25 protein-coding genes and 4 tRNA genes are annotated in these 23,065 nt (G+C 72.5%); 21 read left to right on the plus strand and 8 right to left on the minus strand.

Annotated elements, in window-relative coordinates; translation table 11 throughout:
• Both H508_RS15390 and H508_RS0108360 read right to left on the minus strand, forming a co-directional pair.
• Positions 1–447, minus strand: a 447-nt coding sequence (locus H508_RS15390) for a hypothetical protein (RefSeq protein WP_035254576.1), incomplete at its 3' end; no start/stop codon positions are given.
• 182 nt (positions 448–629) lie between these two features.
• On the minus strand, positions 630–1,307 hold the full coding sequence (locus H508_RS0108360) for an SDR family NAD(P)-dependent oxidoreductase (protein WP_026373726.1): 678 nt from the start codon (positions 1,305–1,307) through the stop codon (positions 630–632).
• Between the two features lie 93 nt (positions 1,308–1,400).
• On the opposite strand from H508_RS0108360, the gene H508_RS0108365 reads away from it, so the two are divergent.
• The gene (locus tag H508_RS0108365; RefSeq protein WP_051223074.1) at positions 1,401–1,787 is read left to right on the plus strand and encodes a four-helix bundle copper-binding protein; all 387 of its coding nucleotides are present in this window, start codon (positions 1,401–1,403) and stop codon (positions 1,785–1,787) included.
• A gap of 52 nt (positions 1,788–1,839) precedes the next feature.
• On the opposite strand, the gene H508_RS0108370 is transcribed toward H508_RS0108365, so the two are convergent.
• Positions 1,840–1,912: transfer RNA gene (locus H508_RS0108370), tRNA-Val, on the minus strand.
• A 160-nt stretch (positions 1,913–2,072) separates the two neighbouring features.
• On the opposite strand from H508_RS0108370, the gene H508_RS0108375 reads away from it, so the two are divergent.
• The 3 genes from H508_RS0108375 (at position 2,073) to H508_RS0108385 (ending at position 2,341) form a co-directional block, all read left to right on the plus strand.
• Positions 2,073–2,144, plus strand: a tRNA-Gly gene (locus H508_RS0108375).
• A 37-nt stretch (positions 2,145–2,181) separates the two neighbouring features.
• Positions 2,182–2,252: transfer RNA gene (locus H508_RS0108380), tRNA-Cys, on the plus strand.
• Positions 2,253–2,266: 14 nt separating this feature from the next.
• Positions 2,267–2,341, plus strand: a tRNA-Val gene (locus H508_RS0108385).
• A gap of 71 nt (positions 2,342–2,412) precedes the next feature.
• On the opposite strand, the gene H508_RS0108390 is transcribed toward H508_RS0108385, so the two are convergent.
• On the minus strand, positions 2,413–2,655 hold the full coding sequence (locus H508_RS0108390; RefSeq protein ID WP_026373728.1) for a hypothetical protein: 243 nt from the start codon (positions 2,653–2,655) through the stop codon (positions 2,413–2,415).
• A gap of 126 nt (positions 2,656–2,781) precedes the next feature.
• Here H508_RS0108390 and H508_RS0108395 point away from each other — a divergent pair, with 126 nt between their 5' ends.
• On the plus strand, positions 2,782–4,248 hold the full coding sequence (locus tag H508_RS0108395; protein WP_026373729.1) for a protein adenylyltransferase SelO: 1,467 nt from the start codon (positions 2,782–2,784) through the stop codon (positions 4,246–4,248).
• A 9-nt stretch (positions 4,249–4,257) separates the two neighbouring features.
• Here the strand turns inward: H508_RS0108395 and H508_RS17920 are convergent, their stop codons facing one another.
• Positions 4,258–4,392, minus strand: coding sequence for a hypothetical protein (locus H508_RS17920; RefSeq protein ID WP_281168373.1), 135 nt, complete (start codon positions 4,390–4,392; stop codon positions 4,258–4,260).
• Between the two features lie 112 nt (positions 4,393–4,504).
• On the opposite strand from H508_RS17920, the gene thrS reads away from it, so the two are divergent.
• The 8 genes from thrS (at position 4,505) to ruvC (ending at position 11,663) form a co-directional block, all read left to right on the plus strand.
• Complete coding sequence (thrS, locus tag H508_RS0108405) at positions 4,505–6,415, plus strand: threonine--tRNA ligase (protein ID WP_245569490.1); 1,911 nt, start codon at positions 4,505–4,507, stop codon at positions 6,413–6,415.
• 146 nt (positions 6,416–6,561) lie between these two features.
• Positions 6,562–7,080, plus strand: a complete 519-nt coding sequence (locus H508_RS0108410; RefSeq protein WP_026373731.1) for an HIT family protein — start codon at positions 6,562–6,564, stop codon at positions 7,078–7,080.
• Between the two features lie 72 nt (positions 7,081–7,152).
• The gene (gene pdxS / locus H508_RS0108415) at positions 7,153–8,058 is read left to right on the plus strand and encodes a pyridoxal 5'-phosphate synthase lyase subunit PdxS (RefSeq protein ID WP_035254595.1); all 906 of its coding nucleotides are present in this window, start codon (positions 7,153–7,155) and stop codon (positions 8,056–8,058) included.
• Positions 8,052–8,657 carry a pyridoxal 5'-phosphate synthase glutaminase subunit PdxT gene (gene pdxT / locus H508_RS0108420; protein WP_026373785.1) on the plus strand — a complete coding sequence of 202 codons (606 nt, stop codon included), beginning with the start codon at positions 8,052–8,054 and terminating at the stop codon, positions 8,655–8,657. Before pdxS ends, pdxT begins: the two co-directional genes overlap by 7 nt.
• Before the next feature lie 12 nt (positions 8,658–8,669).
• A complete protein-coding gene (locus H508_RS15395) occupies positions 8,670–9,626 on the plus strand; it encodes a DMT family transporter (protein WP_245569485.1) in 957 nt (318 codons plus the stop codon).
• Between the two features lie 26 nt (positions 9,627–9,652).
• Entirely contained in the window at positions 9,653–10,261 is a 609-nt protein-coding gene (locus H508_RS0108430) for a hypothetical protein (protein WP_026373733.1), read from the plus strand.
• 70 nt (positions 10,262–10,331) lie between these two features.
• Complete coding sequence (locus tag H508_RS0108435) at positions 10,332–11,093, plus strand: YebC/PmpR family DNA-binding transcriptional regulator (protein ID WP_026373734.1); 762 nt, start codon at positions 10,332–10,334, stop codon at positions 11,091–11,093.
• A 3-nt stretch (positions 11,094–11,096) separates the two neighbouring features.
• Positions 11,097–11,663: a crossover junction endodeoxyribonuclease RuvC gene (gene ruvC / locus H508_RS0108440; protein ID WP_035254578.1), complete on the plus strand. Its 567-nt coding sequence runs from the start codon at positions 11,097–11,099 to the stop codon at positions 11,661–11,663.
• Here the strand turns inward: ruvC and H508_RS0108445 are convergent.
• Entirely contained in the window at positions 11,660–11,839 is a 180-nt protein-coding gene (locus H508_RS0108445; RefSeq protein WP_026373736.1) for a hypothetical protein, read from the minus strand. The genes ruvC and H508_RS0108445 overlap by 4 nt on opposite strands.
• Before the next feature lie 99 nt (positions 11,840–11,938).
• On the opposite strand from H508_RS0108445, the gene ruvA reads away from it, so the two are divergent.
• From ruvA to H508_RS0108490, 8 genes are all read left to right on the plus strand, one after another.
• Positions 11,939–12,538 carry a Holliday junction branch migration protein RuvA gene (gene ruvA / locus H508_RS0108450; protein ID WP_026373737.1) on the plus strand — a complete coding sequence of 200 codons (600 nt, stop codon included), beginning with the start codon at positions 11,939–11,941 and terminating at the stop codon, positions 12,536–12,538.
• Positions 12,535–13,548, plus strand: a complete 1,014-nt coding sequence (ruvB, locus tag H508_RS15400; RefSeq protein WP_051223076.1) for a Holliday junction branch migration DNA helicase RuvB — start codon at positions 12,535–12,537, stop codon at positions 13,546–13,548. Before ruvA ends, ruvB begins: the two co-directional genes overlap by 4 nt.
• Before the next feature lie 63 nt (positions 13,549–13,611).
• The gene (locus tag H508_RS15405) at positions 13,612–13,986 is read left to right on the plus strand and encodes a preprotein translocase subunit YajC (protein WP_245569486.1); all 375 of its coding nucleotides are present in this window, start codon (positions 13,612–13,614) and stop codon (positions 13,984–13,986) included.
• A gap of 3 nt (positions 13,987–13,989) precedes the next feature.
• Positions 13,990–15,651 carry a protein translocase subunit SecD gene (gene secD, locus H508_RS0108465; protein WP_026373738.1) on the plus strand — a complete coding sequence of 554 codons (1,662 nt, stop codon included), beginning with the start codon at positions 13,990–13,992 and terminating at the stop codon, positions 15,649–15,651.
• Positions 15,651–16,625 carry a protein translocase subunit SecF gene (gene secF / locus H508_RS0108470; protein WP_026373739.1) on the plus strand — a complete coding sequence of 325 codons (975 nt, stop codon included), beginning with the start codon at positions 15,651–15,653 and terminating at the stop codon, positions 16,623–16,625. Before secD ends, secF begins: the two co-directional genes overlap by 1 nt.
• An 18-nt stretch (positions 16,626–16,643) precedes the next feature.
• A complete protein-coding gene (locus H508_RS0108475) occupies positions 16,644–18,875 on the plus strand; it encodes a RelA/SpoT family protein (RefSeq protein WP_026373740.1) in 2,232 nt (743 codons plus the stop codon).
• Positions 18,876–19,091: 216 nt separating this feature from the next.
• Positions 19,092–19,562, plus strand: coding sequence for a Gfo/Idh/MocA family oxidoreductase (locus H508_RS0108485; protein WP_026373741.1), 471 nt, complete (start codon positions 19,092–19,094; stop codon positions 19,560–19,562).
• Positions 19,559–20,560, plus strand: coding sequence for a sugar phosphate isomerase/epimerase family protein (locus H508_RS0108490; RefSeq protein ID WP_026373742.1), 1,002 nt, complete (start codon positions 19,559–19,561; stop codon positions 20,558–20,560). Before H508_RS0108485 ends, H508_RS0108490 begins: the two co-directional genes overlap by 4 nt.
• A 65-nt stretch (positions 20,561–20,625) precedes the next feature.
• Here H508_RS0108490 and H508_RS0108495 read toward each other — a convergent pair whose 3' ends face one another.
• Both H508_RS0108495 and H508_RS0108500 read right to left on the minus strand, forming a co-directional pair.
• Complete coding sequence (locus H508_RS0108495) at positions 20,626–22,212, minus strand: DUF349 domain-containing protein (RefSeq protein WP_245569487.1); 1,587 nt, start codon at positions 22,210–22,212, stop codon at positions 20,626–20,628.
• 60 nt (positions 22,213–22,272) lie between these two features.
• Entirely contained in the window at positions 22,273–23,031 is a 759-nt protein-coding gene (locus H508_RS0108500) for a peptidylprolyl isomerase (RefSeq protein WP_026373744.1), read from the minus strand.
• Between the last annotated feature and the right edge of the window lie 34 nt (positions 23,032–23,065).

The following is a 23,065-nucleotide window of genomic DNA, read 5'->3' on the forward strand; positions in this document are numbered from 1 at the left end:
GACGAGCCTGCGCTCCATGGCACGGTCCGAGAGCCGCAGCTCCGCGGCAAGGATCGACGCGCTCTCCTTGACGGCCATGCCGACGTCGCCGCCCGCGTCGCGCAAGTGCTGCAGCTCGGCCGCGAGGACCTCGCGGTGCTCGGCCTCGAGCCGCGCCCGGCGCTGCTCGATCGCGCGGATCCGGCCGGCCAGCGCCTCCTGCCGGCGCACCGACTCGGGACGCTCGGCGGCCGGCACCGTGCCCGGCAGCGGCGGCACCTCCATGCGGCCGGCGATGACCTCCTCGACCTCCGCGTCGCTCAGCAGCGCGAGCCGCTCGGCCCAGTCGCGGTCGTGGGCGGCGAGCTCGTCCTCGAGCTCCTCGGCGGTGCGGCCGTGCGGGTCGATCGCGCCCGCACGGATCGACGCGATGTACTCCTCCGCATCGATGCCCGACCACTCATCCATGCGGGCATTCCACCATGGGCCACTGACACGCGGGCGGCCGCGCGAGGAGGGTGTGGAGAACGCGTTTCGACCTGTCAGATGCCTGATGGAGGTCGGCTTCGACACGCTGTGCGCCTGCGGCGCGCAGCGGCTCAGCCAGCGGCGGAGGGGGCGCGCACCGGCTCACCCAGCAAGGAGGCGGGTCAGAGGAAGACGGCGCCGCGCACCTTGTGGCCGGTCGCGATCGACTCGCCCGACAGGCTCGAGCGCGGCGAGACGAGGAACGCGACGAGGTCGGCGATCTGCTGCGGCGACGACTCGCCGGGCTTGCCCGCTGAGACCTCGGAGCTCGGCGACTCCGTCACGGGGCCGGGGTTGACGACGTTGACCGCGACGCCCGTGCCGGCGAGCTCGTCGGCGAGGTTCTTCGCCGCGATGAGCAGCGCGGCGTTCCGCACCGAGCCGGTGATGTTGCCCGTCAGGAGCGCGTTCTGCCCGCTCACGCCGACGACGCGGCCGAAGCCCGCCTCGCGCATGCCCGGGATGACGGCGTTCGCGACACGCAGGAACGCCATCGCCTTGCCCTCGACCGCCTCGGCGACCTGCACGGGATCGCTCAGGCGCGACTGGTCGAGCGTCTGCGCGGCCGGGGCGGCGGTGACGACCACGGCATCCAATCGTCCGTGCTCCGAGCGCACGCGCTCGAGCGCCCGGGCGATGGATGCGTCATCGGACGCGTCGAGGACGACGTCGGCCGCATCCCCGCGCGCTGCCGAGACGACGGTCGCGCCCTCGGCGCGGAGGGTGTCGACGACGGCGCTGCCGATGAAGCCCGTGCCGCCGACGACGAGCACGACCCGGTCTGAGAGCTGGAGATCCATGGCTCGACGCTAGCGCGCACCGGGTGCACAGCAACCGGGCGTACGGTCGCGGGCAACCGATGCGCGGGCGCCGGCCCGCCGAGAGGAGGGACGATGCACCACGGTCACGAGGAGGAGCACGCCGGGGGAGCTGGCGCCGGGGGAGCGAGCGGCCAGGGCGGCGACCACGGCCCGCACATCGCCGAGCTCGAGCGCTGCGCGACGGCGTGCCGGGAGTGCGCCGCCGCCGACACGCGCGAGGGGATGCTCGACTGCGCCGCGATGTGCGAGGCGTGCGCCGAGCTCTGCACCGCCGTCGCGGGCATCCTGCGGCGCGGCGCCGCGCTGCCGCAGGAGACGGTCAGCGCGCTGCTCGCGGCGTGCGCCTCGATGTGCCGGGCGTGCGCGGCGGAGTGCCGCCGCCACGACGCCGACCACTGCCGCGAGTGCGCGGACGCGTGCGAGCGCTGCGCCGAGCACTGCGAGATGGCCGCCGCGTAGCGCGGCCCGGGACGAGTGAGGGCCCGCACCGTGATGGTGCGGGCCCTGCCGGTGGGCGATACCAGACTCGAACTGATGACCTCTTCCGTGTGAAGGAAGCGCGCTACCAACTGCGCCAATCGCCCGTGCCGCTCGGCGCGCGAGGCGCGTGCGGACCGATCCAGTGTGCCACATCTGGCGCACCGCGCATGACCACGACGCCGATCCGACGACACGGGGCGGGCCGATTTTGCATCGCGCCGGAGGCATGGGTATATTCGTCCAAGGCGCTCAGCGATGAGCCCCGCGGATGTGGCGCAGTGGTAGCGCATCACCTTGCCAAGGTGAGGGTCGCGAGTTCGAATCTCGTCATCCGCTCGAGAGCAATCTCATGAGAGCGAATCTCACACCACCTGGTGGGGTGGCCGAGTGGTGAGGCAGCGGCCTGCAAAGCCGTCTACGCGGGTTCGAATCCCGTCTCCACCTCGATTCCCCTCCTAGGGCGATTGGCGCAGCGGTAGCGCGCTTCCCTGACACGGAAGAGGTCACTGGTTCGAACCCAGTATCGCCCACCATCAGACCCCCGGCTCGCCTGGGGGTCTTCGTGTTCCTCGGGGCGGATGCGCGGGGGCGCGATCCCGGTCGACTACCGGGTGCGCGACCAGGCGCCGTCGATGAGCGAGAACTCGACCCATCCGCCGCCGGGCGTCTTGCCGGGCAGCCGGACGGAGCTCACGAGCCTGCTCGCGCGCACGAGCGCCGTGCGCACCTCGCGACGCGCCGCCCAGCGGCGGAGCGCGAGCGGATCGGGTCCGCACTCGCGGAGCTCGTCGAGCACCGCGGCGATGTCTGCAGCGGAGTAGACGGTGTGCTGCGTGGGGTGGCTCATGTCCGGAGCCTATGCCCGCTCGGTCGAGCCACGCGTGGCTCGTGGCGACCGGCAGCGCGAGCGATGCGGATCGGATCGACGGCGCCGGCCCGGCGCGCGATCAGGATGCGGGGCTAGCCTCGCCGCGTGATCGCACTCCCCGGCACGGCCGTCGCGCTCGACGCGCGATTCGCTCGCGAGCTCCCGGAGCTCGCGATGCCGTGGCAGGCCGTCGAGCCGCCGGAGCCGAAGCTGCTCGTGCTCAACGACGCGCTCGCGGCCGAGCTCGGCCTCGACCCCGACTTCCTGCGCAGCGACGACGGCGTGCGCCTGCTCGTCGGCACCGCGCTGCCCGAGGGAGCGACGCCCGTCGCGCAGGCCTACGCCGGGCATCAGTTCGGCGCCTACTCACCCGTGCTCGGCGACGGCCGCGCGCTCCTGCTCGGCGAGCTCGTCGACTCCGAGGGGCGGCTGCGCGACCTCCACCTCAAGGGCTCGGGTCCGACGCGATTCGCGCGCGGCGGCGACGGCCTCGCCGCCGTCGGGCCGATGCTGCGCGAGCACGTCGTGAGCGAGGCGATGCACGCCCTCGGGATCCCGACGACCCGCTCGCTCGCCGTCGTCGCGACCGGGCGCTTCGTGCGCCGCGAGGAGTGGCTGCCGGGCGCCGTGCTCGCGCGGGTCGCGAGCAGCCACCTGCGCGTCGGCACCTTCCAGTTCGCCGCCTCCACGGGCGACGTCGACCTGCTCCGCCGCCTCGCCGACCACGCGATCGGCCGCCACGCGCCTGCGGCCGCCGAGAGCAGTGCCCCGTACCTCGAGCTCTACCGCGCCGTGATCGCGGCGCAAGCGGCGCTCATCGCGCGATGGATGCTCGTGGGATTCGTGCACGGCGTCATGAACACCGACAACATGACGATCTCCGGCGAGACCATCGACTACGGGCCCTGCGCGTTCATGGAGGCGTACGACCCGGCGACGGTCTTCAGCTCGATCGACCACCGCGGCCGCTACGCCTACGGCAACCAGCCGGCGATCGCCGAGTGGAACCTCGCGCGGCTCGGCGAGGCGCTGCTGCCGCTGCTCGCCGATGACCAGGAGGAGGCGCTCGCCCTCGCTGTCGACGCGCTCAAGGGGTTCGCGCCGCAGTACCGCGCCGCGTGGGTCGCGGGCATGCGCGAGAAGCTCGGCCTTGGCGAGGGCGCCGACGATGAGGCTGCGGCGCTGCTCGTCGACGAGCTGCTCGCGCTGCTCGAGTCGAGCCGGGTCGACCTCACGACCTTCTTCCGCGGCTTGAGCGACGTCGCGCGCGGCCGGGCTGACGCGACGAGGGACCGGTTCGTGCACCGGGCGGCCTTCGACGCGTGGGCGGAGCGCTGGCTCGCGATACGCCCCGATGCCGAGGCGATGGATCGCGTGAACCCCGTCTACGTGCCGCGCAACCACCTCGTCGAGGAGGCCCTCGCGGCGGCGACCGAGGGCGACCTCGCGCCGCTCGAGCGGCTGCTCGACACCGTGCGCCGGCCCTTCGACGAGCGCCCGGGGCTCGAGCGCTACGCGGAGCCCGGGCCGGAGCCCGACTTCCGCTCCTACCGCACCTACTGCGGCACGTGACGGGGACGCCTACTCGTCGAGCGGCTCGCTCCCCACGTCGGCGTGCCGCGCCATCCAGACGTCCAGCTGGAACAGGTCGGTGCTCGTCGCCCAGCCGTCGTGCAGGTCGGGCTCGACCACCGCATCCGTCTCGTCGTCCTTCATGGACGCATCCCATCACCGGCCACTGACGCTGACCGAGCGCGCGCAAGCGGCGATCTACGATGGAGCGGTGACCACCGGATTCGATCTCTTCTCCGACCGTGCCATCGTCGCCATGCGCGTCGACGGCGAGCTGCAGGACCTCGCTCGCGAGGTGCCCGACGGCGCGAGCGCGGAGCCGGTGACGATCGACAGCCCCGACGGCCTCGACATCCTGCGCCACTCCGCCGCGCACGTGCTCGCCCAGGCCGTGCAGCGCATCAACCCCGAGGCACGGCTCGGCATCGGCCCGCCCGTGCAGGACGGCTTCTACTACGACTTCGACCTCCCCGAGGCGTTCTCGAGCGACGACCTCAAGGCGCTGCAGAAGGAGATGGAGCGCATCGTCAAGGCCGGCCAGCGCTTCGTGCGCCGCGTCGTCACCGACGAGGAGGCGCGCGCCGAGCTCGCCGACGAGCCCTACAAGCTCGAGCTCATCGGCCTCAAGGGCGGCGCGGAGAAGGCGGCCGAGGGCGCCTCGGTCGAGGTCGGCGCGGGCGAGCTCACCATCTACGACAACGTCGACCCGAAGACCGGCGAGGTCGCCTGGAAGGACCTCTGCCGCGGCCCGCACCTGCCGAGCACGCGCCTCATCGGCAACGGCTTCGCCCTCACGCGCGTCGCCGGCGCCTACTGGCGCGGCAAGACCGACCTGCCGCAGCTGCAGCGCATCTACGGCACCGCGTGGCCCTCGAAGGACGAGCTGCGCGCCTACCAGCAGCGCCTCGAGGAGGCCGCGAAGCGCGACCACCGCAAGCTCGGTCGCGAGCTCGACCTCTTCTCGTTCCCCGACGAGATCGGCTCCGGCCTGTCGGTGTGGCACCCGCGCGGTGCGATCGCGCGCGGCGAGATGGAGCAGCACGCCCGCCGCCGCCACATCGAGCAGGGCTACAGCTACGTCTACACGCCCCACATCACGAAGCGCGACCTCTTCGTCACCTCCAACCACCTCGTCACCTACGGCGAGGGGATGTGGCCCCCGATCCACATGGACGAGGAGCGCGACGACGAGGGCAACGTCACGAAGCAGGGCGTCGACTACTACCTCAAGCCCATGAACTGCCCGATGCACATCCTCATCTACAAGGATCGCTCGCGCAGCTACCGCGACCTGCCGCTGCGGCTCGCCGAGAACGGCACCGTCTACCGCAACGAGCTCTCGGGCGCCCTGCACGGCCTCACGCGCGTGCGCGGGTTCACGCAGGACGACGCGCACCTCTTCGTCACCCCCGAGCAGCTCGAGGAGGAGACGACGAAGGTCCTCGAGTTCGTGCTGTCGCTGCTGCAGGACTTCGGCCTCACCGACTTCCGCCTCGAGCTCTCGATGCGCGACGACGAGAAGGAGAAGTGGATCGGCGACGAGGCCATCTGGGAGACGGCGACGGATGCGCTGCGGCGCGTCGCGCAGGCCTCCGGGCTCGACGTCGTGGAGGAGCCGGGCGAGGCCGCGTTCTACGGGCCGAAGATCGACCTCAAGGTGACCGACGCGATCGGCCGCTCGTGGCAGCTCTCGACGGTGCAGCTCGACTTCAACCTGCCGGAGCGCTTCGAGCTCGAGTACACGGCCGCCGACGGCTCGAAGCAGCGGCCCATCATGATCCACCGCGCGCTGTTCGGCTCGATCGAGCGCTTCTTCGCGATCCTGCTCGAGCACTACGCAGGCGCCTTCCCGGTCTGGCTCGCGCCCGTGCAGGTCGTGGGCGTGCCGGTCGCCGAGGACTACGCCGACTACCTCGAGGACATCGCGGCGCAGCTGCGCGGCAAGGGCGTGCGCGTCGAGGTCGACCGCTCCGATGAGCGGATGCAGAAGAAGATCCGCACGCACACGCTCATGAAGGTGCCGTTCCAGCTCATCGCGGGGGAGAAGGACCGCGATGCGGGCAGCGTCTCGTTCCGCTTCCGCGACGGCACGCAGGACAACGGCGTGCCGGTCGACGAGGCGATCCGCCGGATCGTCGAGGCGATCGAGACGAAGGCGCACGTATGACCGACGAGCGGCACCTCGGCGACCGGGACCGTGACGAGCCGGCCGAGCGCGCCGCGCTCCACCGCGATGCGCTCCCGGCGTTCGACCCGGCCGAGCCGCCCGAGGAGCCGCTCGTCGCCGAGCACGCGTGGGGCGCACCGACCCAGATGTCGAGCGAGCTGCCGGGCGTGCCCGACCACTTCCAGCGCCTCTGGACCCCGTACCGCATGGTCTACATCCAGAACGGCCAGATGCCCGACGAACACGCATGCCCGTTCTGCCGCGCGCCCGAGCTCGCCGACGACCAGGGCCTCATCGTCCACCGCGGCGAGACGTGCTTCGTGCTGCTGAACCTCTACCCGTACAACACGGGGCACATGATGGTGTGCCCCTACCGGCACGTCGGCATGTACGACCAGGCGACGACCGAGGAGGTCGCCGAGATGGCGGTGCTCACGCAGACCGCGATGCGCGTGCTCTCGCAGGTCACGCGCTGCCAGGGCTTCAACATCGGCATGAACCAGGGCCGCATCGCCGGCGCCGGCATCGCCGACCACCTGCACCAGCACATCGTGCCGCGCTGGTCGCTCGACTCGAACTTCTTCCCCATCATCGCGAAGACGAAGGCGCTGCCGATCCTGCTCGAGGACATGCGCCAGGACATCCAGGCCGCCTGGCCGGTGTGACGAACCGTGACGCCCGGTGACGCGCCGCGTGCGCGTCGCGAGCCCCGCACGGGCGTAGCATCAGCAGACGTGATCGAGAACCCCAGCACCAGCACCTCCGCCACCGGCTCCGCGCGCGTCAAGCGCGGCCTCGCCGAGATGCTGAAGGGCGGCGTCATCATGGACGTCGTCACCCCCGAGCAGGCGCGCATCGCCGAGGACGCGGGCGCCGTCGCCGTCATGGCGCTCGAGCGCGTGCCCGCCGACATCCGCGCGCAGGGCGGCGTCGCCCGCATGTCCGACCCCGACCTCATCGACGCGATCAAGGCCGAAGTCTCGATCCCGGTGATGGCGAAGGCGCGCATCGGCCACTTCGTCGAGGCGCAGGTGCTCGAGGCGCTCGAGGTCGACTACATCGACGAGTCGGAGGTGCTGAGCCCCGCCGACTACGTCAACCACATCGACAAGTGGCCCTTCACGGTGCCGTTCGTGTGCGGCGCGACGAACCTCGGCGAGGCGCTCCGCCGCATCACCGAGGGCGCGGCGATGATCCGCTCGAAGGGCGAGGCCGGCACGGGCGACGTCTCGGAGGCGACCAAGCACATCCGCACCATCAAGGGCGAGATCCGGCACCTCCAGGGCCTCTCGAAGGACGAGCTCTACGTCGCGGCGAAGGAGCTGCAGGCGCCGTTCGACCTCGTCGCCGAGGTCGCCGAGCGCGGTGCGCTCCCCGTCGTGCTCTTCACCGCCGGCGGCGTCGCGACGCCCGCCGACGCGGCGATGATGATGCAGCTCGGCGCCGACGGCGTCTTCGTCGGCTCCGGCATCTTCAAGTCCGGCAGCCCCGAGCGCCGCGCGGCCGCGATCGTCAAGGCGACGGCCGCGTTCGACGACCCCAAGGCGATCGCGGATGCGTCGCGGGGCCTCGGCGAGGCGATGGTCGGCATCAACGTGGCCGACCTGCCCGCGCCGCACCGCCTCGCCGAGCGCGGCTGGTGAGCGCCGGCGCGCCGCGCGTCGGCGTGCTCGCCCTCCAGGGCGACGTCCGCGAGCACGCGGCGATGCTCGAGTCGCTCGGCGCGGAGGTGTCGCTCGTCCGCTCGCCGGCCCAGCTCGCGGCCGTCGACGGCCTCGTGCTGCCGGGCGGCGAGTCGAGCGTCATCGACAAGCTCGCGCGGCAGCTCGAGCTGCGCGAGCCGATCCGCGAACGGATCTCGGCCGGCATGCCCGTGCTCGGCACGTGCGCCGGCCTCATCCTGCTCGCCGAGCGCATCCTCGACGGGCTGCCGACCCAGCTGCCCTTCGGCGGCCTCGACGTCGACGTGCGCCGGAACGCCTTCGGCAGCCAGGTCGACTCGTTCGAGACCGAGCTCGAGGTGCCAGCGCTCGGCGCGGAGCCCGTGCACGCGACCTTCATCCGCGCCCCCGTCGTCGAGCGCGTCGGCGAGGGCGTCGAGGTGCTCGCGGCCGTGGGGGAGCGGATCGTGGCGGTCGAGCAGGGCGCCGTCACAGGCATCGCCTTCCACCCCGAAGTGGGCGGCGAGCCGCGATTCCACCGCCGCCTCCTCGATCGGGTCGAGCGTGTCAGCGGTGCGTGATCGGATGCGCCGGTGACCGTCACCGAGCTCGACGCGCCGCCGCGCGGCCTCGCCCGCCTGCCGTGGCAAGCGCTGTGGATCTCGCTCGCCCTCATCTGGGGCTCCTCCTTCCTGCTCATGAAGCTCGGCCTCGACGCGCTCCACCCGATGCAGATCGCGGCGCTCCGCATCGGCATCGCCGCCATCACGCTCGTGGCCCTCGCCCTCGCGATGCGCGTGCGGCTGCCGAGCGACGCGCGCACATGGGGGCTGCTCGCGGTGTGCTCGTTCTTCCTCACCGCGCTGCCGTTCACGCTCTTCGTCGTCGCCGAGACGCGCATCTCGTCGAGCCTCACGGGGCTCGCGAACGCCGCGACGCCGATCGCGACGGTGCTCTTCGCGCTCCTGCTGCTGCCGAGCGACCGGCTCACGCCGCGGAAGCTCGGCGCCGTGCTGCTCGGGCTCGTCGGCGTCGTGCTCATCGCGCAGCCTTGGACGGCGCACTCGGGCCCCGACGTCCTCGGCTTCCTCATCGCCGTCGGCGGCGCGGCGTCCTACGGCGTCGGGTGGACGCTCAACCGGCGCCTCCTCGCGCACCGCGAGGTGCCGGGCATCGCGCACCCGACGGCGCTCATGGTCACGGGCCTGCCGATGGTGCTCGTCGCGCTGCTCGCCTGGAGCGCGATCGAGGGCTGGTCGCCCATCGGCTCGCACGCGCCCGAGGCGCTGCCTGTCGCGCTCGTCGCGACGATCGCGCTCGGCGTGCTCGGCACCGGCCTCGCCTACGTGCTGCAGTTCGAGGTCGTGCGCGCCGTCGGCCCGACCGTCGCCGCGACCGTGACCTACCTCATCCCGGTCGTGGCCGTCGCGCTCGGCGTGCTCGTGCTCGGCGAGCGGCTCGGCGTGTGGGAGATCGTCGGCGCGGCGGTCGTGATCGGCGCCGGCGTGCTCGTCGGGCAGCGACCGAAGGCGCGCGCCGCGGCCGTGTGAGGCCGGGCGCATGGTTCGATCGAGCCGTGCAGCTCTACTCCAGCCGTCCCTCAGCCGCGCTCTGGCAGGTCGTCGCCGACCTCGCCGCCATCGCGACCGTCGTCGTCGCCGTCTGGATCTCGCAGCAGGTGGCGGAGGCCATCCGCGCGCTCGGGGGCTTCGGCAGGCAGATCGAGGATGCGGGGAGCGGCTTCTCGACGACCCTCGCCGACGCGGGGACGGCGCTCGAGCAGGTGCCGTTCGTGGGCGAGGGGATCGCGGCGCCCTTCCGCGACGCCTCCGGCTCGGCCGACGATCTCGCGGCTGCGGGTGTCGCGCTCTCGAGCGGCGTCGAGGCGCTCGCCGCCGCGGTCGGCACGGCGCTGTGGCTGCTGCCGACGCTGCTCGTCGTGCTCATCTGGCTCGTGCCGCGCCTCCGGTTCGTCTTCCGCGCCCGCTCGAGCCGCCGGCTCGCGGCGACGCGCGCCGGTCGCGACCTGCTCGCGATGCGCGCGATCGTCGGGCAGCCGACGTCGCGGCTCCTGCGGGCGGTCGACGACCCCGTCGCGGCGCTGCGCTCGGGCGACGAGGCGGCGCTCGGCGCGCTCGCCGCGCTCGAGCTGCGGAGCGCCGGGGTGCGCGCGCCCACAGCGTGAGCGCGCCGGCGCGACCGTCCGGCCGGGCGGTCGTAGGATGGACACCCCCCTCCCGCGATCAGGAAGCAGCATGTCCGGACACTCCAAGTGGGCCACGACCAAGCACAAGAAGGCCGTCATCGACGCCCGGCGCGCGAAGTCGTTCGCGAAGCTCATCAAGAACATCGAGGTCGCCGCGAAGATCGGCGGCGCCGACCTCTCGGGCAACCCGACGCTCGTCGACGCCGTGCAGAAGGCGAAGAAGACGAGCGTCCCGAACGACAACATCGACCGCGCGATCAAGCGCGGCGCGGGGCTCACGGGCGAGTCGGTCGACTACACGACCATCATCTACGAGGGCTACGCGAGCGGCGGCGTCGCGCTCATGATCGAGTGCCTCACCGACAACAAGAACCGCGCAGCCGCCGAGGTGCGCGTCGCGATGAGCCGCAACGGGGGCACGATGGCCGACCCCGGCTCGGTCGCCTACAACTTCACGCGCAAGGGCGTCGTCTCGATCGAGAAGACCGACGGCGTCGACGAGGACACGATCCTCGAGGCCGTGCTCGATGCGGGCGCCGAGGAGGTCGTCGACCAGGGCGGGGGCTTCGAGGTGCTCTCGGAGCCGAGCGACCTCGTGCAGGTGCGCACCGCGCTCCAAGAGGCGGGCATCGACTACGACTCCGCCGAGGCCGAGTTCGTGCCGAACCTCAAGGTCGAGGTCGACCTCGAGACGGCGCGCAAGGTGCTGCGGCTCGTCGACGCGCTCGACGAGCTCGACGACGTGCAGAGCATCTACGCCAACTACGACATCCCGGCCGAGGTGCAGGCGCAGCTCGACGAGGAGGAGTAGGCCGTGCGCCCCGGCGCCGTGCGCGTGCTCGGGGTCGATCCCGGACTGACGCGCTGCGGCGTGGGCGTCGTCGACGTCGACCGGCGCACGCCGACGCTCGTGCACGTCGAGGTCGTGCGCTCGAGCGCCGACGAGGCGATCGAGCAGCGCCTGCTGCGCATCGCGCGCGGCGTCGAGGCGGCGATCGACGAGCACCGGCCCGACGCGATCGCGCTCGAGCGCGTGTTCGCGCAGGCGAACCTCCGCAGCGTCATGGGGGTCGCGCAGATCTCGGGCGTCGTGCTCCGCGCGGCGGCCGAGCGAGGCATCCCGATCTCGCTGCTCACGCCCACCGAGGTGAAGTCGTCGGTGACGGGCTACGGCGCCGCCGACAAGCGGCAGGTGGGGGAGATGGTGCGCCGGCTCCTGCGGCTCGAGGCCGCACCGAGGCCGGCGGACGCGGCGGATGCCCTCGCGATCGCGATCGCGGAAGGCTGGCGCACGCGCGTGCCAGCGGGCGGGATCACGAGCAGCTCGGCGACCCCGGCGCAGCGCGCGTGGGCCGCGGCCGAGGCGCGCGCTCGGCGCTAGCGCTGGCGCAGGCCGCGGCGGCCGATCTCGACCGCGATGAGCACGACGAGGCAGAAGGCGAGCAGCCCCGCGGAGAAGACGATGCCCTCGAAGCCCTCGAACTGCGCGGCCGAGCCCATGACGACGAAGGATCCGATCATGACGATCATGAGCAGCAGGAACTGGATGTAGCGCATGGGATCTCTCGGGTCGGGACCGGCAACGGGCGCTGCAAGGCTATCAGCGCGCGGCGCGGCCGGCGCCGTCATCGGAGGGGCCCGGCATAGGCTGATCGGGTGATCTCCTCCCTCGACGGCACGGTGCTCGCCGCGCGCGGTCAGCGCCTCGTCGTCGGCGTCGGCGGCGTGGGCCTCGCCGTCGCGGTCACCCCGCAGACGTCGCTCGCCGCGCGCGTCGGTGCGTCGGTGTCGCTGCGCACGCACCTCGTCGTGCGCGACGACGAGCTCTCGCTCTACGGCTTCGAGACGGAGGCTGAGCTCGACGCCTTCGAGCTGCTCATCGCCGTCTCGGGCGTCGGCCCGAAGTCGGCGCTCGGCGTGCTCGCGCACCTCTCGCCCGACGAGCTCGCGCGAGCCGTCGCGGCGGAGGACGAGAAGGCCTTCAAGGCCGTGAGCGGCATCGGCCCGAAGACGGCGAAGCTCATCATCCTGCAGCTCACGGGCAAGCTCGCCGCGCCCGCGGCGCCCCAGCCCGTCGCTCCCGGTGCGGATGCGCGGGCCGACGTCCTCACGGCGCTCACCGGGCTCGGGTGGCCGGAGCACACCGCCGCCGACGCGATCGAGCGCGCAGCCGTCGCCGCGCCGGAGGCCGCCGCCTCGACCGGCTCGCTGCTGCGCGCCTCGCTCGCGATCCTCGGGCCGGGAGCTAGGCCGTGACCGACCCGCTCACGAATCCGGCCGCGACGCCCGACGAGCTCGCGTTCGAGGGCGCGCTGCGCCCCACGAGCCTCGCCGAGTTCGTCGGCCAGCCGAAGGTGCGCGGTCAGCTCGAGGTGCTGCTGCAGGCGGCGCGGCTGCAGGAGCGCACCCCCGACCACATCCTGCTCGCCGGTCCGCCAGGGCTCGGCAAGACCACTCTCGCGACGATCATCGGCGCCGAGACCGGCAGGCCCATCCGCTACTCGTCCGGCCCGGCCATCCAGCACGCGGGCGACCTCGCCGCGGTGCTCTCGGCGCTCGTGCCCGGCGAGGTGCTCTTCGTCGACGAGATCCACCGCATGGCGCGCTCCGCCGAGGAGATGCTCTACCTCGCGATGGAGGACTTCCGCATCGACATCATGGTCGGCAAGGGCGCCGGCGCCGCCTCGATCCCGCTCGAGCTCGCGCCCTTCACGCTCGTCGGGGCGACGACCCGGTCGGGCATGCTGCCCGCGCCGCTCCGCGACCGCTTCGGCTTCACCGCCCACCTCGAGTTCTACGAGCCCGATGACCTCGAGCGCGTGCTCGCCCGCTCGGCACGGCTGCTCGACGTCGAGATCGAGCGCGCCGCGCTCGCCGAGCTCGCGCGACGCTCGCGCGGCACGCCCCGGATCGCCAACCGGCTGCTGCGGCGCGTGCGCGACTGGCTGCTCGTCCACGCCGGCTCGAGCGACCTCGACGGCGTGCGCGCGGCGCTCGAGCTCTACGACGTCGACGAGGCGGGGCTCGACCGCATCGACCGCGCGGTGCTGCACGCGATCGCGCACCGCTTCCGCGGCGGGCCCGTCGGCCTCTCGACGCTCGCGGCGGCGATCGGGGAGGAGGCCGACACGATCGAGTCGGTCGTCGAGCCGTTCCTCGTGCGCGAGGGCCTCATCGGCCGCACGCCGCGCGGCCGCGTCGCGACCCCCGCGGGCATGCGGCACGCGGGCGCCCAGCACCTGGACGCGACGCTCGACGGGGTATGATGGGCCCTTGGTCGAGCGCGCAGCCGCGCCCGGCGAACCACCCCGAGAGGTCCCTTCACGACGATGCTGTTCCTGCAGACGACGACCAATGCCCAGTCCGGGATGCCCTTCGACCCGCTGACAGTGCTGATGCTCGTCGTCCTCGCGGCGATGATCTTCTTCATGTTCCGCAGCAACAAGAAGCGCAAGGCGCAGGCTGAGGAGCTCCAGTCGAAGATGGTGCCCGGCTCCGAGGTCATGACGAACTTCGGCCTGTTCGGCGAGCTGCGCTCGATCGACGAGGAGCGCAACGAGGCGTTCATCGAGGTCTCGCCCGGCACGATCGTGCGCGTGCACCGCCAGACGCTCGCCCGCGTGGTCGACGACCACGTCGAGGAGGCCTCCGACAGCTCGATCGAGGACGCCGGCGACGCCGGCGAGCCGCGCGACCGCGCCTGATCAGTGGCGAAGGCTCGATCGAAGGGGGCGCGCGCCCTCATCTGGCTCGTGGTGCTCATCGCGGGCCTCATCGGCGTCAACTTCGGCGCCGTGCAGTGGGGCGGCGGCTCCTGGACCCCGGAGCTCGCGCTCGACCTAGAGGGCGGCACGCAGATCGTGCTCGAGCCCGTCGTCGCCGAGGGCGCGTCCGTCTCGCAGGAGCAGCTCGACCAGGCCGTGGCGATCATCCGCCAGCGCGTCGACGCCTCGGGTGTCTCCGAGGCCGAGATCACCACCCAGGGCGGCCGCAACATCGTCGTCGCCCTCCCGGGCGAGCCCGACCAGGCGACGATGCAGCGCATCCAGGCGAGCGCGAAGATGGAGTTCCGCCCGGTGCTCGCCTCGGCGCCCGCGAACGCGCCCGGCACGACGCCCGCGCCCGCCGAGACCCCCGCGCCGAGCGAGCCGACCGCGACGCCCGAGAGCGCGTGGGACCAGGCGTGGATCACGCCGGAGCTCTTCGCGGAGTTCGAGGCGTTCCAGTGCGACGCCGTCGACACGACGACGGTCGCGCCCGCCGATCAGCCGTTCATCACGTGCTCCACCGACGGCACCGCGCGCTTCATCCTCGGACCGGTGACGGTCGAGGGCGCCGACATCGCCGACGCGCAAGTGGCCCCGGCGACCAACTCGCAGGGCCAGGCGACAGGCGGCTGGGCCGTGAACCTCGAGCTCGACGGCGAGGGCCCCGCCGGCTTCGAGGCGACCACGCGCGGCATCACGAACCTGCCCGAGCCGCAGAACCAGTTCGCGGTCGTGCTCGACCAGACCGTGCTCATGCCGATCACGTCGAACGTCATCATCACCGACGGCAACGCGCAGATCTTCGGCAACTTCACGCAGGAGGCGGCGCAGAGCCTCGCCGATCAGCTGCGCTTCGGCGCGCTGCCGATCGGCTTCCAGGTGCAGTCGAACGAGACGATCTCGGCGACGCTCGGCGCCGACCAGCTGCGCGCGGGCCTGCTCGCTGGCCTCATCGGCCTCGTGCTCGTCGTCGTCTACTCGGTCTTCCAGTACCGCGCGCTCGGGCTCGTGGTCGTGCTCTCGCTCGCGATCGCGGCGGTGCTCACCTACCTCGTCGTGACGTTCCTCTCGAGCACCGAGGGCTACCGGCTCTCGCTCGCGGGCATCGCGGGACTCGTGATCTCGATCGGCATCACCGCCGACTCGTTCATCGTGTACTTCGAGCGCATCCGAGACGAGCTGCGCGAGGGCAAGCACCTCTCGAGCGCGCTCGAGACGGGCTGGAAGCGCGCGTTCCGGACGATCCTCGTCTCGGATGCGGTGAGCTTCCTCGCCGCCGTGATCCTGTTCCTGCTCTCGGTCGGCAACGTGCGCGGGTTCGCCTACACGCTCGGCATCACGACGTTCATCGACATCGTGGTCGTCGCGCTCTTCACGCATCCGCTGCTGCGACTGCTCTCGCGCACGCGCTTCTTCTCGCAGGGGCACCGGCTCTCCGGCCTCGACCCGCAAGCGCTCGGCGCCGTCTACCGCGGCCGCGCGAAGTTCCGCGAGCCCGTGGCCGCCGGCAAGGGCGTGCGCTCGGCCGGTGAGGCGCAGCGCCGCCAGACGATCGCCGAGCGGAAGGCCGCCATGGCCGACGCGACGGCCAAGGAGGACTGATGGCTTCGCTCACCACGATCGGCAACGAGCTCTACACGGGCGAGCGATCGCTCCCGGTCGTCGGCAAGCGCAAGCTCTGGATGGCCGTCGCCGTCGGCGTGCTCATCCTGCTCGCGCTCGGCACCGTGATCCGCGGCGGCTTCGTCTTCGGCATCGAGTTCACCGGCGGCAGCGAGTTCCGCGTCACGGGGCTCTCGTCGGCGTCCGCCGAGGGGGCCGCCGAGGCCGTCGAGTCGGTCGCGCCCGAGGCCGAGGCGCGCGCCGTCACGCTCGGCTCCGACACCGTGCGGGTGCAGACCGACGCCGTGACCGAGGAGCAGGCGGCCGAGATGCGCGCAGCGCTCGCCGACCTCTACGGGGTCGAGAGCGGCGAGGTCGCGTTCTCCTTCATCGGCCCGTCGTGGGGCGCCGACGTCTCGCAGCAGGCGCTCCGCGCGCTCGTCGTCTTCCTCGTGCTCGTCTCGATCGTGCTCGCCGTCTACTTCCGCACCTGGAAGATGGCCGTCGCGGCGCTCGCCTCGCTCGCGTTCGACCTGCTCGTGACCGCGGGCGTCTACGGCATCGTCGGCTTCGAGGTGACGCCGGCCGCCGTGATCGGCTTCCTGACGATCCTCGGCTACTCGCTCTACGACACGGTCGTCGTGTTCGACAAGGTGCGCGAGAACACCGCGCCCGGCACGAGCGGCGGGCTGCTCGACAACATCAACCTCGCGGTCAACCAGACGATCGTGCGATCGATCAACACCTCGATCGTCGCGACCCTGCCGATCGCGTCGGTGCTCTTCATCGGCGCGCTGCTGCTGGGCGCCGGCACGCTGCGCGACATCTCGCTCGCGCTCTTCATCGGCACGATCGTCGGCACCTGGTCGTCGATCTTCGTCGCCGCTCCCGTCTACGCGCAGCTGCGGCAGGGCGACACGATCGCCGAGGCGAAGGCCAAGCCCGCGGCGAGCGAGCGCGGGGCGGTCGTCTAGCAGGGAGGGGGAAGGGCGATGAGCGACACCCAGCAGTCCTCGGGCGGCTTCCGCACGCTCCTGCCCTTCCTCTTCTCGCGCTCGCACCGCGCGGGCGCCGTCGACGAGCTCATCCGCACGGTCAAGGCGCAGCACCCGAAGGCCGACACGGGCCTCATCCAGCGCGCGTACATCGTCGCCGAGGAGGCGCACCGGGGGCAGTACCGCAAGTCGGGCGAGCCCTACATCACCCACCCGGTCGCCGTCGCGCAGATCCTCGCCGACCTCGGCATCGGCGCGATCACGGTCGCGGCGGCGCTGCTGCACGACACGGTCGAGGACACGAGCTACACCCTCGAGCAGTGCCGCGCGGACTTCGGCGACGAGATCGCGATGCTCGTCGACGGGGTCACGAAGCTCGACAAGCTCAAGTACGGCGAATCCGCCCAGGCGGAGACCGTGCGCAAGATGGTCGTCGCGATGTCGAAGGACATCCGCGTGCTCGTCATCAAGCTCGCCGACCGCCTCCACAACGCGCGCACGTGGGGCTTCGTCTCGGACGAGTCGGCGCAGCGCAAGGCGCGCGAGACGATCGAGATCTACGCGCCGCTCGCGCACCGGCTCGGCATCCAGACGATCAAGGTCGAGCTCGAGGACCTCTCGTTCGCGGTGCTGCAGCCGAAGGTCTACCTCGAGATCAAGAACCTCGTCGAGGCCCGCGCCCCCGAGCGCGAGCGCTACCTCGACGAGGTCGTCGCGGGCCTCACGGAGGACATGCGGGCGCAGCGGATCCGCGGCCGCATCGCGGGCCGGCCGAAGCAGTACTACTCGATCTACAACAAGATGCGGCTGCGCGGCCACGACTTCGCCGACATCTACGACCTCGTCGGCGTGCGCGTCATCGTGCCGACCGTGCGCGACTGCTACGCCGTGCTCGGGGCGATCCACGCCCGCTGGCAGCCCATGCCGGGGCGCCTCAAGGACTACATCGCCACCCCGAAGTTCAACCTCTACCAATCGCTCCACACGACCGTCATCGGCCCGCGCGGCCACCACGTCGAGATCCAGATCCGCACCGAGGAGATGCACCGCCGCGCCGAGTACGGCGTCGCGGCGCACTGGAAGTACAAGCAGGGCGGCGGCGCGATGTCGCCGACCGACATGGCGTGGCTGCAGCACATCAACGACTGGCAGGAGGAGACGACCGACCCCGGCGAGTTCCTCGAGTCGCTGCGCTTCGAGATCGGCGCGAAGGAGCTCTACGTCTTCACGCCCAAGGGGAAGGTCATCGGGCTGCCCGCGGGCGCGACGCCCGTCGATTTCGCCTACGCCGTGCACACCGAGGTCGGCCACCGCACGATGGGCGCGAAGGTCAACGGCCGGCTCGTGCCGCTCGACACGAAGCTCGCGACCGGCGACGTCGTCGAGGTGCTCACGTCGAAGAGCCCCGACGCGGGGCCGAGCCAGGACTGGCAGGGCTTCGTGACCTCGCAGCGCGCGCGCAGCAAGATCCGCCAGTGGTTCCAGCGCGAGCGGCGCGACGAGGCGGTCGAGGTCGGCAAGGAGGCGATCGCGAAGGCGATGCGCCGCCACGACCTGCCGCTGCAGAAGCTCATGGGGCGGGATGCGTTCGCCCAGGTGGCCGCGCAGCTCAAGTACGACGACGTCACGGGGCTCTACGCGGCCGTCGGCGAGGGCCAGGTCTCGACGCAATCGGTGCTCGAGAAGGTCGTCGCGGCGGTGCGGGCGGAGGAGTCGGCCGACGAGGACGACCAGCCGATCCCGATGATCCCGACGCGCGCGCCCCGGCCGGCGTCGAGCGCCTCGGGCGTGCTCGTGCGCGGCGCCGACGACATCCTCGTGAAGCTCTCGAAGTGCTGCGCGCCCGTGCCGGGAGACGACATCGTCGGCTTCGTCACGCGCGGCCAGGGCGTGAGCGTGCACCAGCGCTCATGCCCGAACGTGCAGGGGCTGCTGCAGGAGCCGGAGCGCATGATCGAGGTCGAGTGGGCTCCCACGTCGAAGGGCCTCTTCCTCGTCAACATCCAGGTGGAGGCGCTCGACCGCTCCGGGCTGCTGAGCGACATCACGCGCGTGCTGAGCGAGCACCACGTCAACATCCTCTCGGCGAGCGTGCACACCGGCAGCGACGCCCTCGCGATCAGCCGCTTCGCGTTCGAGATGGGCGACGTGACGCACCTCGACAGCGTGCTGAACGCCGTGCGCCGCATCGACGGCGTCTACGACGTCTACCGCATCACGACCGGCTGAGCGCTCACGCCATCGCGCGGGTCTCGGCGTCGAGCACCTCGGGGGAGAGGGCGTGCTCGATCGCGAGCGCGACCGCTCCCCGCACCGCCGCATCCGCCTGCGTCGTGCTCGCCGCGATGCGCAGGTGCTCGGTCGCGAGCGGGAGCGATCGCCGGTAGACGACCTCGCTGATGCCCGCGAGCAGCTCCTCGCCCGCTCCCGCGAGCCGCCCGCCGCGTGAGCGTCGACGACGCCGCCTGGGCGCTGCTCGACCTCGCCCGCGGCGCGACCGCGTCGCTCGAGGTCTCGCGCGTCGCAGCGGGCAGGAAGAACGCGCTCGAGCTCGAGGTGCACGGCACCGACGGCGCGATCGCGTTCGACCTCGAGCGGCTCAACGAGCTCACGGTCACCTCGGGCCGCGGCGGCTGGCCCGCGCGCGTGCTCGTGACGGAGGCGCACCACCCGCTGCTCGAGGGGTGGTGGCCGCCCGGGCACGTGCTGGGCTGGGACAGCACCTTCACCGCGCAAGCGGCCGACCTGCTGCGCGCGATCGCCGCCGGCACGCCGCCCGAGCCGTCGTTCGCCGACGGCCTCGCGGTGCAGCGCGTGCTCGACGCCGTCGCGCGCAGCGACGCGGCGGGCGGTGCCAGGATCGACCTGAGCGAGACCGACCAGGGCCACGACGACCGAGCGGAGACGACGCGATGACGCGACCCTTCACCCTGTTCACCAGCCAGTGGGCCGACCTGCCGTTCGAGGAGGTCGCGCGGCTCGCGGGCTCGTGGGGCTTCGACGGGCTCGAGATCGCCTGCTGGGGCGACCACCTCGACGCCTCCCGCTGGGACGATGCCGACTACGTCGCCGGGCGCCGCGAGATCCTCGAGCGCAACGGGCTCGGCGTCTGGGCGATCTCGAACCACCTGCACGGCCAAGCGGTGTGCGACGACCCGATCGACTTCCGCCACGAGGCGATCGTTCGGCCGCGCGTGTGGGGCGACGGCGACCCGGAGGGCGTGCGGCAGCGCGCCGCCGCCGAGCTCATGGACACCGCGCGGATGGCGCGCGCGCTCGGCGTGCAGACCGTCGTCGGCTTCACCGGCTCGTCGATCTGGCAGTACGTCGCGCAGTTCCCGCCCGTGCCCGACACCGTCTTCGAGCGCGGCTACGAGGACTTCGCCGAGCGCTGGCACCCCATCCTCGACGTCTTCGAGGAGTGCGGCGTGCGCTTCGCCCACGAGGTGCACCCGAGCGAGATCGCCTACGACCACTGGTCGACGGTGCGCGCGCTCGAGGCCATCGGGCACCGCGCATCCTTCGGCCTCAACTGGGACCCGAGCCACATGCTGTGGCAGGGGATCGACCCGGTGTCGTTCCTCTCTGACTTCGCCGACCGCATCTACCACGTCGACTGCAAGGACACGAGGATGCGGATGGGCGACGGGCGGAACGGCATCCTCTCGTCGCACCTCCCGTGGGGGCACCCGCGGCGCGGCTGGGACTTCGTGTCGGCGGGGCGCGGCGACGTGCCGTGGGGCGACGCGTTCCGCACGCTCACCGCGATCGGCTACGACGGGCCGATCTCGATCGAGTGGGAGGACGCGGGCATGGATCGCCTGCAGGGCGCGCCCGAGGCGCTCGCGTCGCTGCGGCGCTTCGACCTCGACCCCTCGGCGGCGCGCTTCGACGCGGCCTTCGGGCAGGGCTGAGCCCGTACGTCGCGGCCGACGACGGAGGGCCGGGATCTCGCGATCCCGGCCCTCGAGTCGTCAGGTCAGCCGGCGGCGGCGACGACCTCGAGCCACGAGCGCTTCGTCTGCAGCTCGGCCTCGAGCTCGGCCTTCTTCGACGCGTCGGTCGTCTCGGCGATCTCGGCCTCGAGCTTCTCGATCGCCTCCTCGAGCTGCCCCGCGAGGCCCTCGGAGCGCGCCTTCCGCTCCGGGTTCGACGCCTTCCAGTGCCGCTCATCGAGCTCGCGCACGTGCGTCTCGATCTTCCGCATGCGGTCCTCGACCTCGCGGAGCGCCTCGCGCGGCACGCGGCCGATCTCGTCCCAGCGGCGCTGGATGCCGAGCAGCGCCTCGCGGGCCTTCGCGCGATCCTGCATCTCGAGGATCGGGGCGGCCTCGTCGAGCAGGGCCCGCTTCGCGGCGAGGTTGCCGGCGTACTGCTCGTCGTCGATCGTCGCCTGCTCGGCCTTGGCCGCGAAGAGCACGTCGCCGGCCTCCTTGAACTGAGCCCACAGCGCGTCGTCGACCTTGCGGCCCGCGCGGCCGGCGGCCTTCCACTGGTCGAGGAGCGCGCGGTAGGCGGGGATGCCGTCCGAGCCCTTCGACGCGAGCGCCTGCGCCTGCTCGACGAGCGCCTGCTTGCGGGCGCGCACGTCCTTGTGGGAGGCGTCGAGCTCGGCGAAGAACTTGCGGCGCGCCGACTCGAGCGTCGCGCGAGCGTCGCGGAAGCGCTTCCAGAGCGCATCCGCCTGGCTCTTCGACAGCCGCGGGCCGTCCTTCTGCAGCCGCTGCCAGTCGGCGAAGAGCGCGTCGACCTTCTGCATCGTCTGCTTCCACTGCACGTTGGCGAGGTCGCCGCTCGCGAGCTGCTCGATCGATTCGACGACCTTCGTGCGCTCGGCGAGCGCGGCCTCGACCTCGGCGCGGCTCGCGGCCTGCTGCTGCGCCTCGAGCTCGCCGAGCTCGCCGCGCAAGGCGTCGAGCCGCGTGAGGAGCGAGGGGATGTCGCCGACGGCGCTCGCGTCCTGCACCGTGCTGTAGAGGTGCGAGGCGGCCTTCGCGACGTCGCGCGCGCTCGCCCCGCCGCGGATGCGCTGCTCGAGCAGGCGCACCTGGCCCTCGAGGTCGGCGAACTTGCGCTCGAAGTACGCGAGCGCCTCCTCGGCCTCGACGTCGGGGAACTGGCCGACGACGCGCCAGCGCTCGCCCTCCTGCACCGCGACGGTGCCGGTCGCGTCGACGCGGCCGAGGCCGCGCTCGATGACGGGCTCACCCATCGCGGGCTCGGCCGCGGTCGCGTCGGCGTCGCTCGCCGCGGGCTCGGCGCCCGCTTCGGCGGCGGCAGGCTGGTCGGCCGGGGCCTCGTCGGCATCGACCGCGGGTGCCTCGTCGGCGGACGCGGCCTCGACCGGCGCCTCGTCGGCCGAGAGCTCGGCGACGGCCTGCTCGACCGGGATCCCGGTCGCGGCGTCGGCGGCCGCGGCCATCTCGGCGGCGCTCGCCTCGCCCTCGGGCTGCGCGTCGTCGAGCGGCTCCGGGGCAGCGGTCGGCTGCTCCGCGACGGCGCTCTCGTCGGCGAGGGCGGTCTCCTCCGCCGGGGCGGAGTCGGTGGGCTGGGTGGAGTCGGTCATGACGGGATCTCTCAGACGAGGGGAGGGGCGCATCGAGCGTACCGCGATGCGCGGCGCGGGCTACTCGAGCGTGAAGTCGTCGATCGTGACGGGCTCGGCCGGCGGGCCGTCGGGCACGCCGCCCTGCGTGCCCTTCGCGATGACCTGCTCGCGCAGGGCATCGAGCCCCGAGGTGACGCGGCCGATGACGGAGTAGCCGCCGGCGCTGTCGGAGGGGATCGTCGTGTCGCCGTAGACGATGAAGAACTGGTGGCCGTTCGACTCGGCGTTGCCGCTCTGGCGCGCCATGGCGATCGTGCCCTCGGCGTACAGGTCGTCGGCGGGAGCGTTCTCGATCGGCCCGTACATGAACGACGGGTCGCCGCCGCCCTGCCCGTCGATCGAGCCGCACTGCAGCACCGAGAAGCCCTCGCTCGTCGTCAGGCGATGGCACGTCGAGCCGTCGTAGTAGTCGCGCTGCGTGTCGAAGAGCACGGCCGAGACCGCTTGCGGCGCCGCTGCGCCGTCGAGCTCGACGCCGAGCTCGACGCCGTTCAGCGTCATGGTCCCGGTCCACGAGCGGCCCTCGGCGAGCGAGGGGTCGGGCACGAGCGACTCGCCGGCGCTCTCGCTCGCCGCCGGCGCCGCCGTGTCGGCGGGGTCGGCCGCATCGCCCGGCTGCTGGAGCGCGATGAGCGCGGTGCCGCCGAGGAGCACGACGAGCGCGAGGCCGCCGCCGATGAGGGAGTCGCGGCGCTGCCGGCGCTTGCGGCGCTCGTGCACCGCCTGCCGCGCGCGGTAGTCGCGCACCCGGCGCTCCTGCTCCTGCTTCGTGACCACTCGGCTCTCCTCTCGCTCCGCGCGCCCGCGCGAT

The organism is Agrococcus lahaulensis DSM 17612 (genome assembly GCF_000425105.1).
Taxonomy (GTDB): Bacteria; Actinomycetota; Actinomycetes; order Actinomycetales; family Microbacteriaceae; genus Agrococcus; species Agrococcus lahaulensis.

Bases quoted from the DNA above. Each gene is read 5' to 3' on its own strand.
- secF (WP_026373739.1), top strand. From the start codon at position 15,651: ATGGCTTCGCTCACCACGATCGGCAACGAGCTCTACACGGGCGAGCGA.
- H508_RS0108365 (WP_051223074.1), top strand. From the start codon at position 1,401: ATGCACCACGGTCACGAGGAGGAGCACGCCGGGGGAGCTGGCGCCGGG.
- H508_RS0108475 (WP_026373740.1), top strand. From the start codon at position 16,644: ATGAGCGACACCCAGCAGTCCTCGGGCGGCTTCCGCACGCTCCTGCCC.
- H508_RS0108390 (WP_026373728.1), bottom strand. From the start codon at position 2,655: ATGAGCCACCCCACGCAGCACACCGTCTACTCCGCTGCAGACATCGCC.
- H508_RS0108435 (WP_026373734.1), top strand. From the start codon at position 10,332: ATGTCCGGACACTCCAAGTGGGCCACGACCAAGCACAAGAAGGCCGTC.
- H508_RS0108495 (WP_245569487.1), bottom strand. From the start codon at position 22,212: ATGACCGACTCCACCCAGCCCACCGACTCCGCCCCGGCGGAGGAGACC.
- H508_RS15405 (WP_245569486.1), top strand. From the start codon at position 13,612: ATGCTGTTCCTGCAGACGACGACCAATGCCCAGTCCGGGATGCCCTTC.
- thrS (WP_245569490.1), top strand. From the start codon at position 4,505: ATGCGCGTCGACGGCGAGCTGCAGGACCTCGCTCGCGAGGTGCCCGAC.
- H508_RS0108410 (WP_026373731.1), top strand. From the start codon at position 6,562: ATGTCGAGCGAGCTGCCGGGCGTGCCCGACCACTTCCAGCGCCTCTGG.
- H508_RS0108490 (WP_026373742.1), top strand. From the start codon at position 19,559: ATGACGCGACCCTTCACCCTGTTCACCAGCCAGTGGGCCGACCTGCCG.
- H508_RS0108360 (WP_026373726.1), bottom strand. From the start codon at position 1,307: ATGGATCTCCAGCTCTCAGACCGGGTCGTGCTCGTCGTCGGCGGCACG.
- H508_RS17920 (WP_281168373.1), bottom strand. From the start codon at position 4,392: ATGAAGGACGACGAGACGGATGCGGTGGTCGAGCCCGACCTGCACGAC.
- H508_RS0108445 (WP_026373736.1), bottom strand. From the start codon at position 11,839: ATGCGCTACATCCAGTTCCTGCTGCTCATGATCGTCATGATCGGATCC.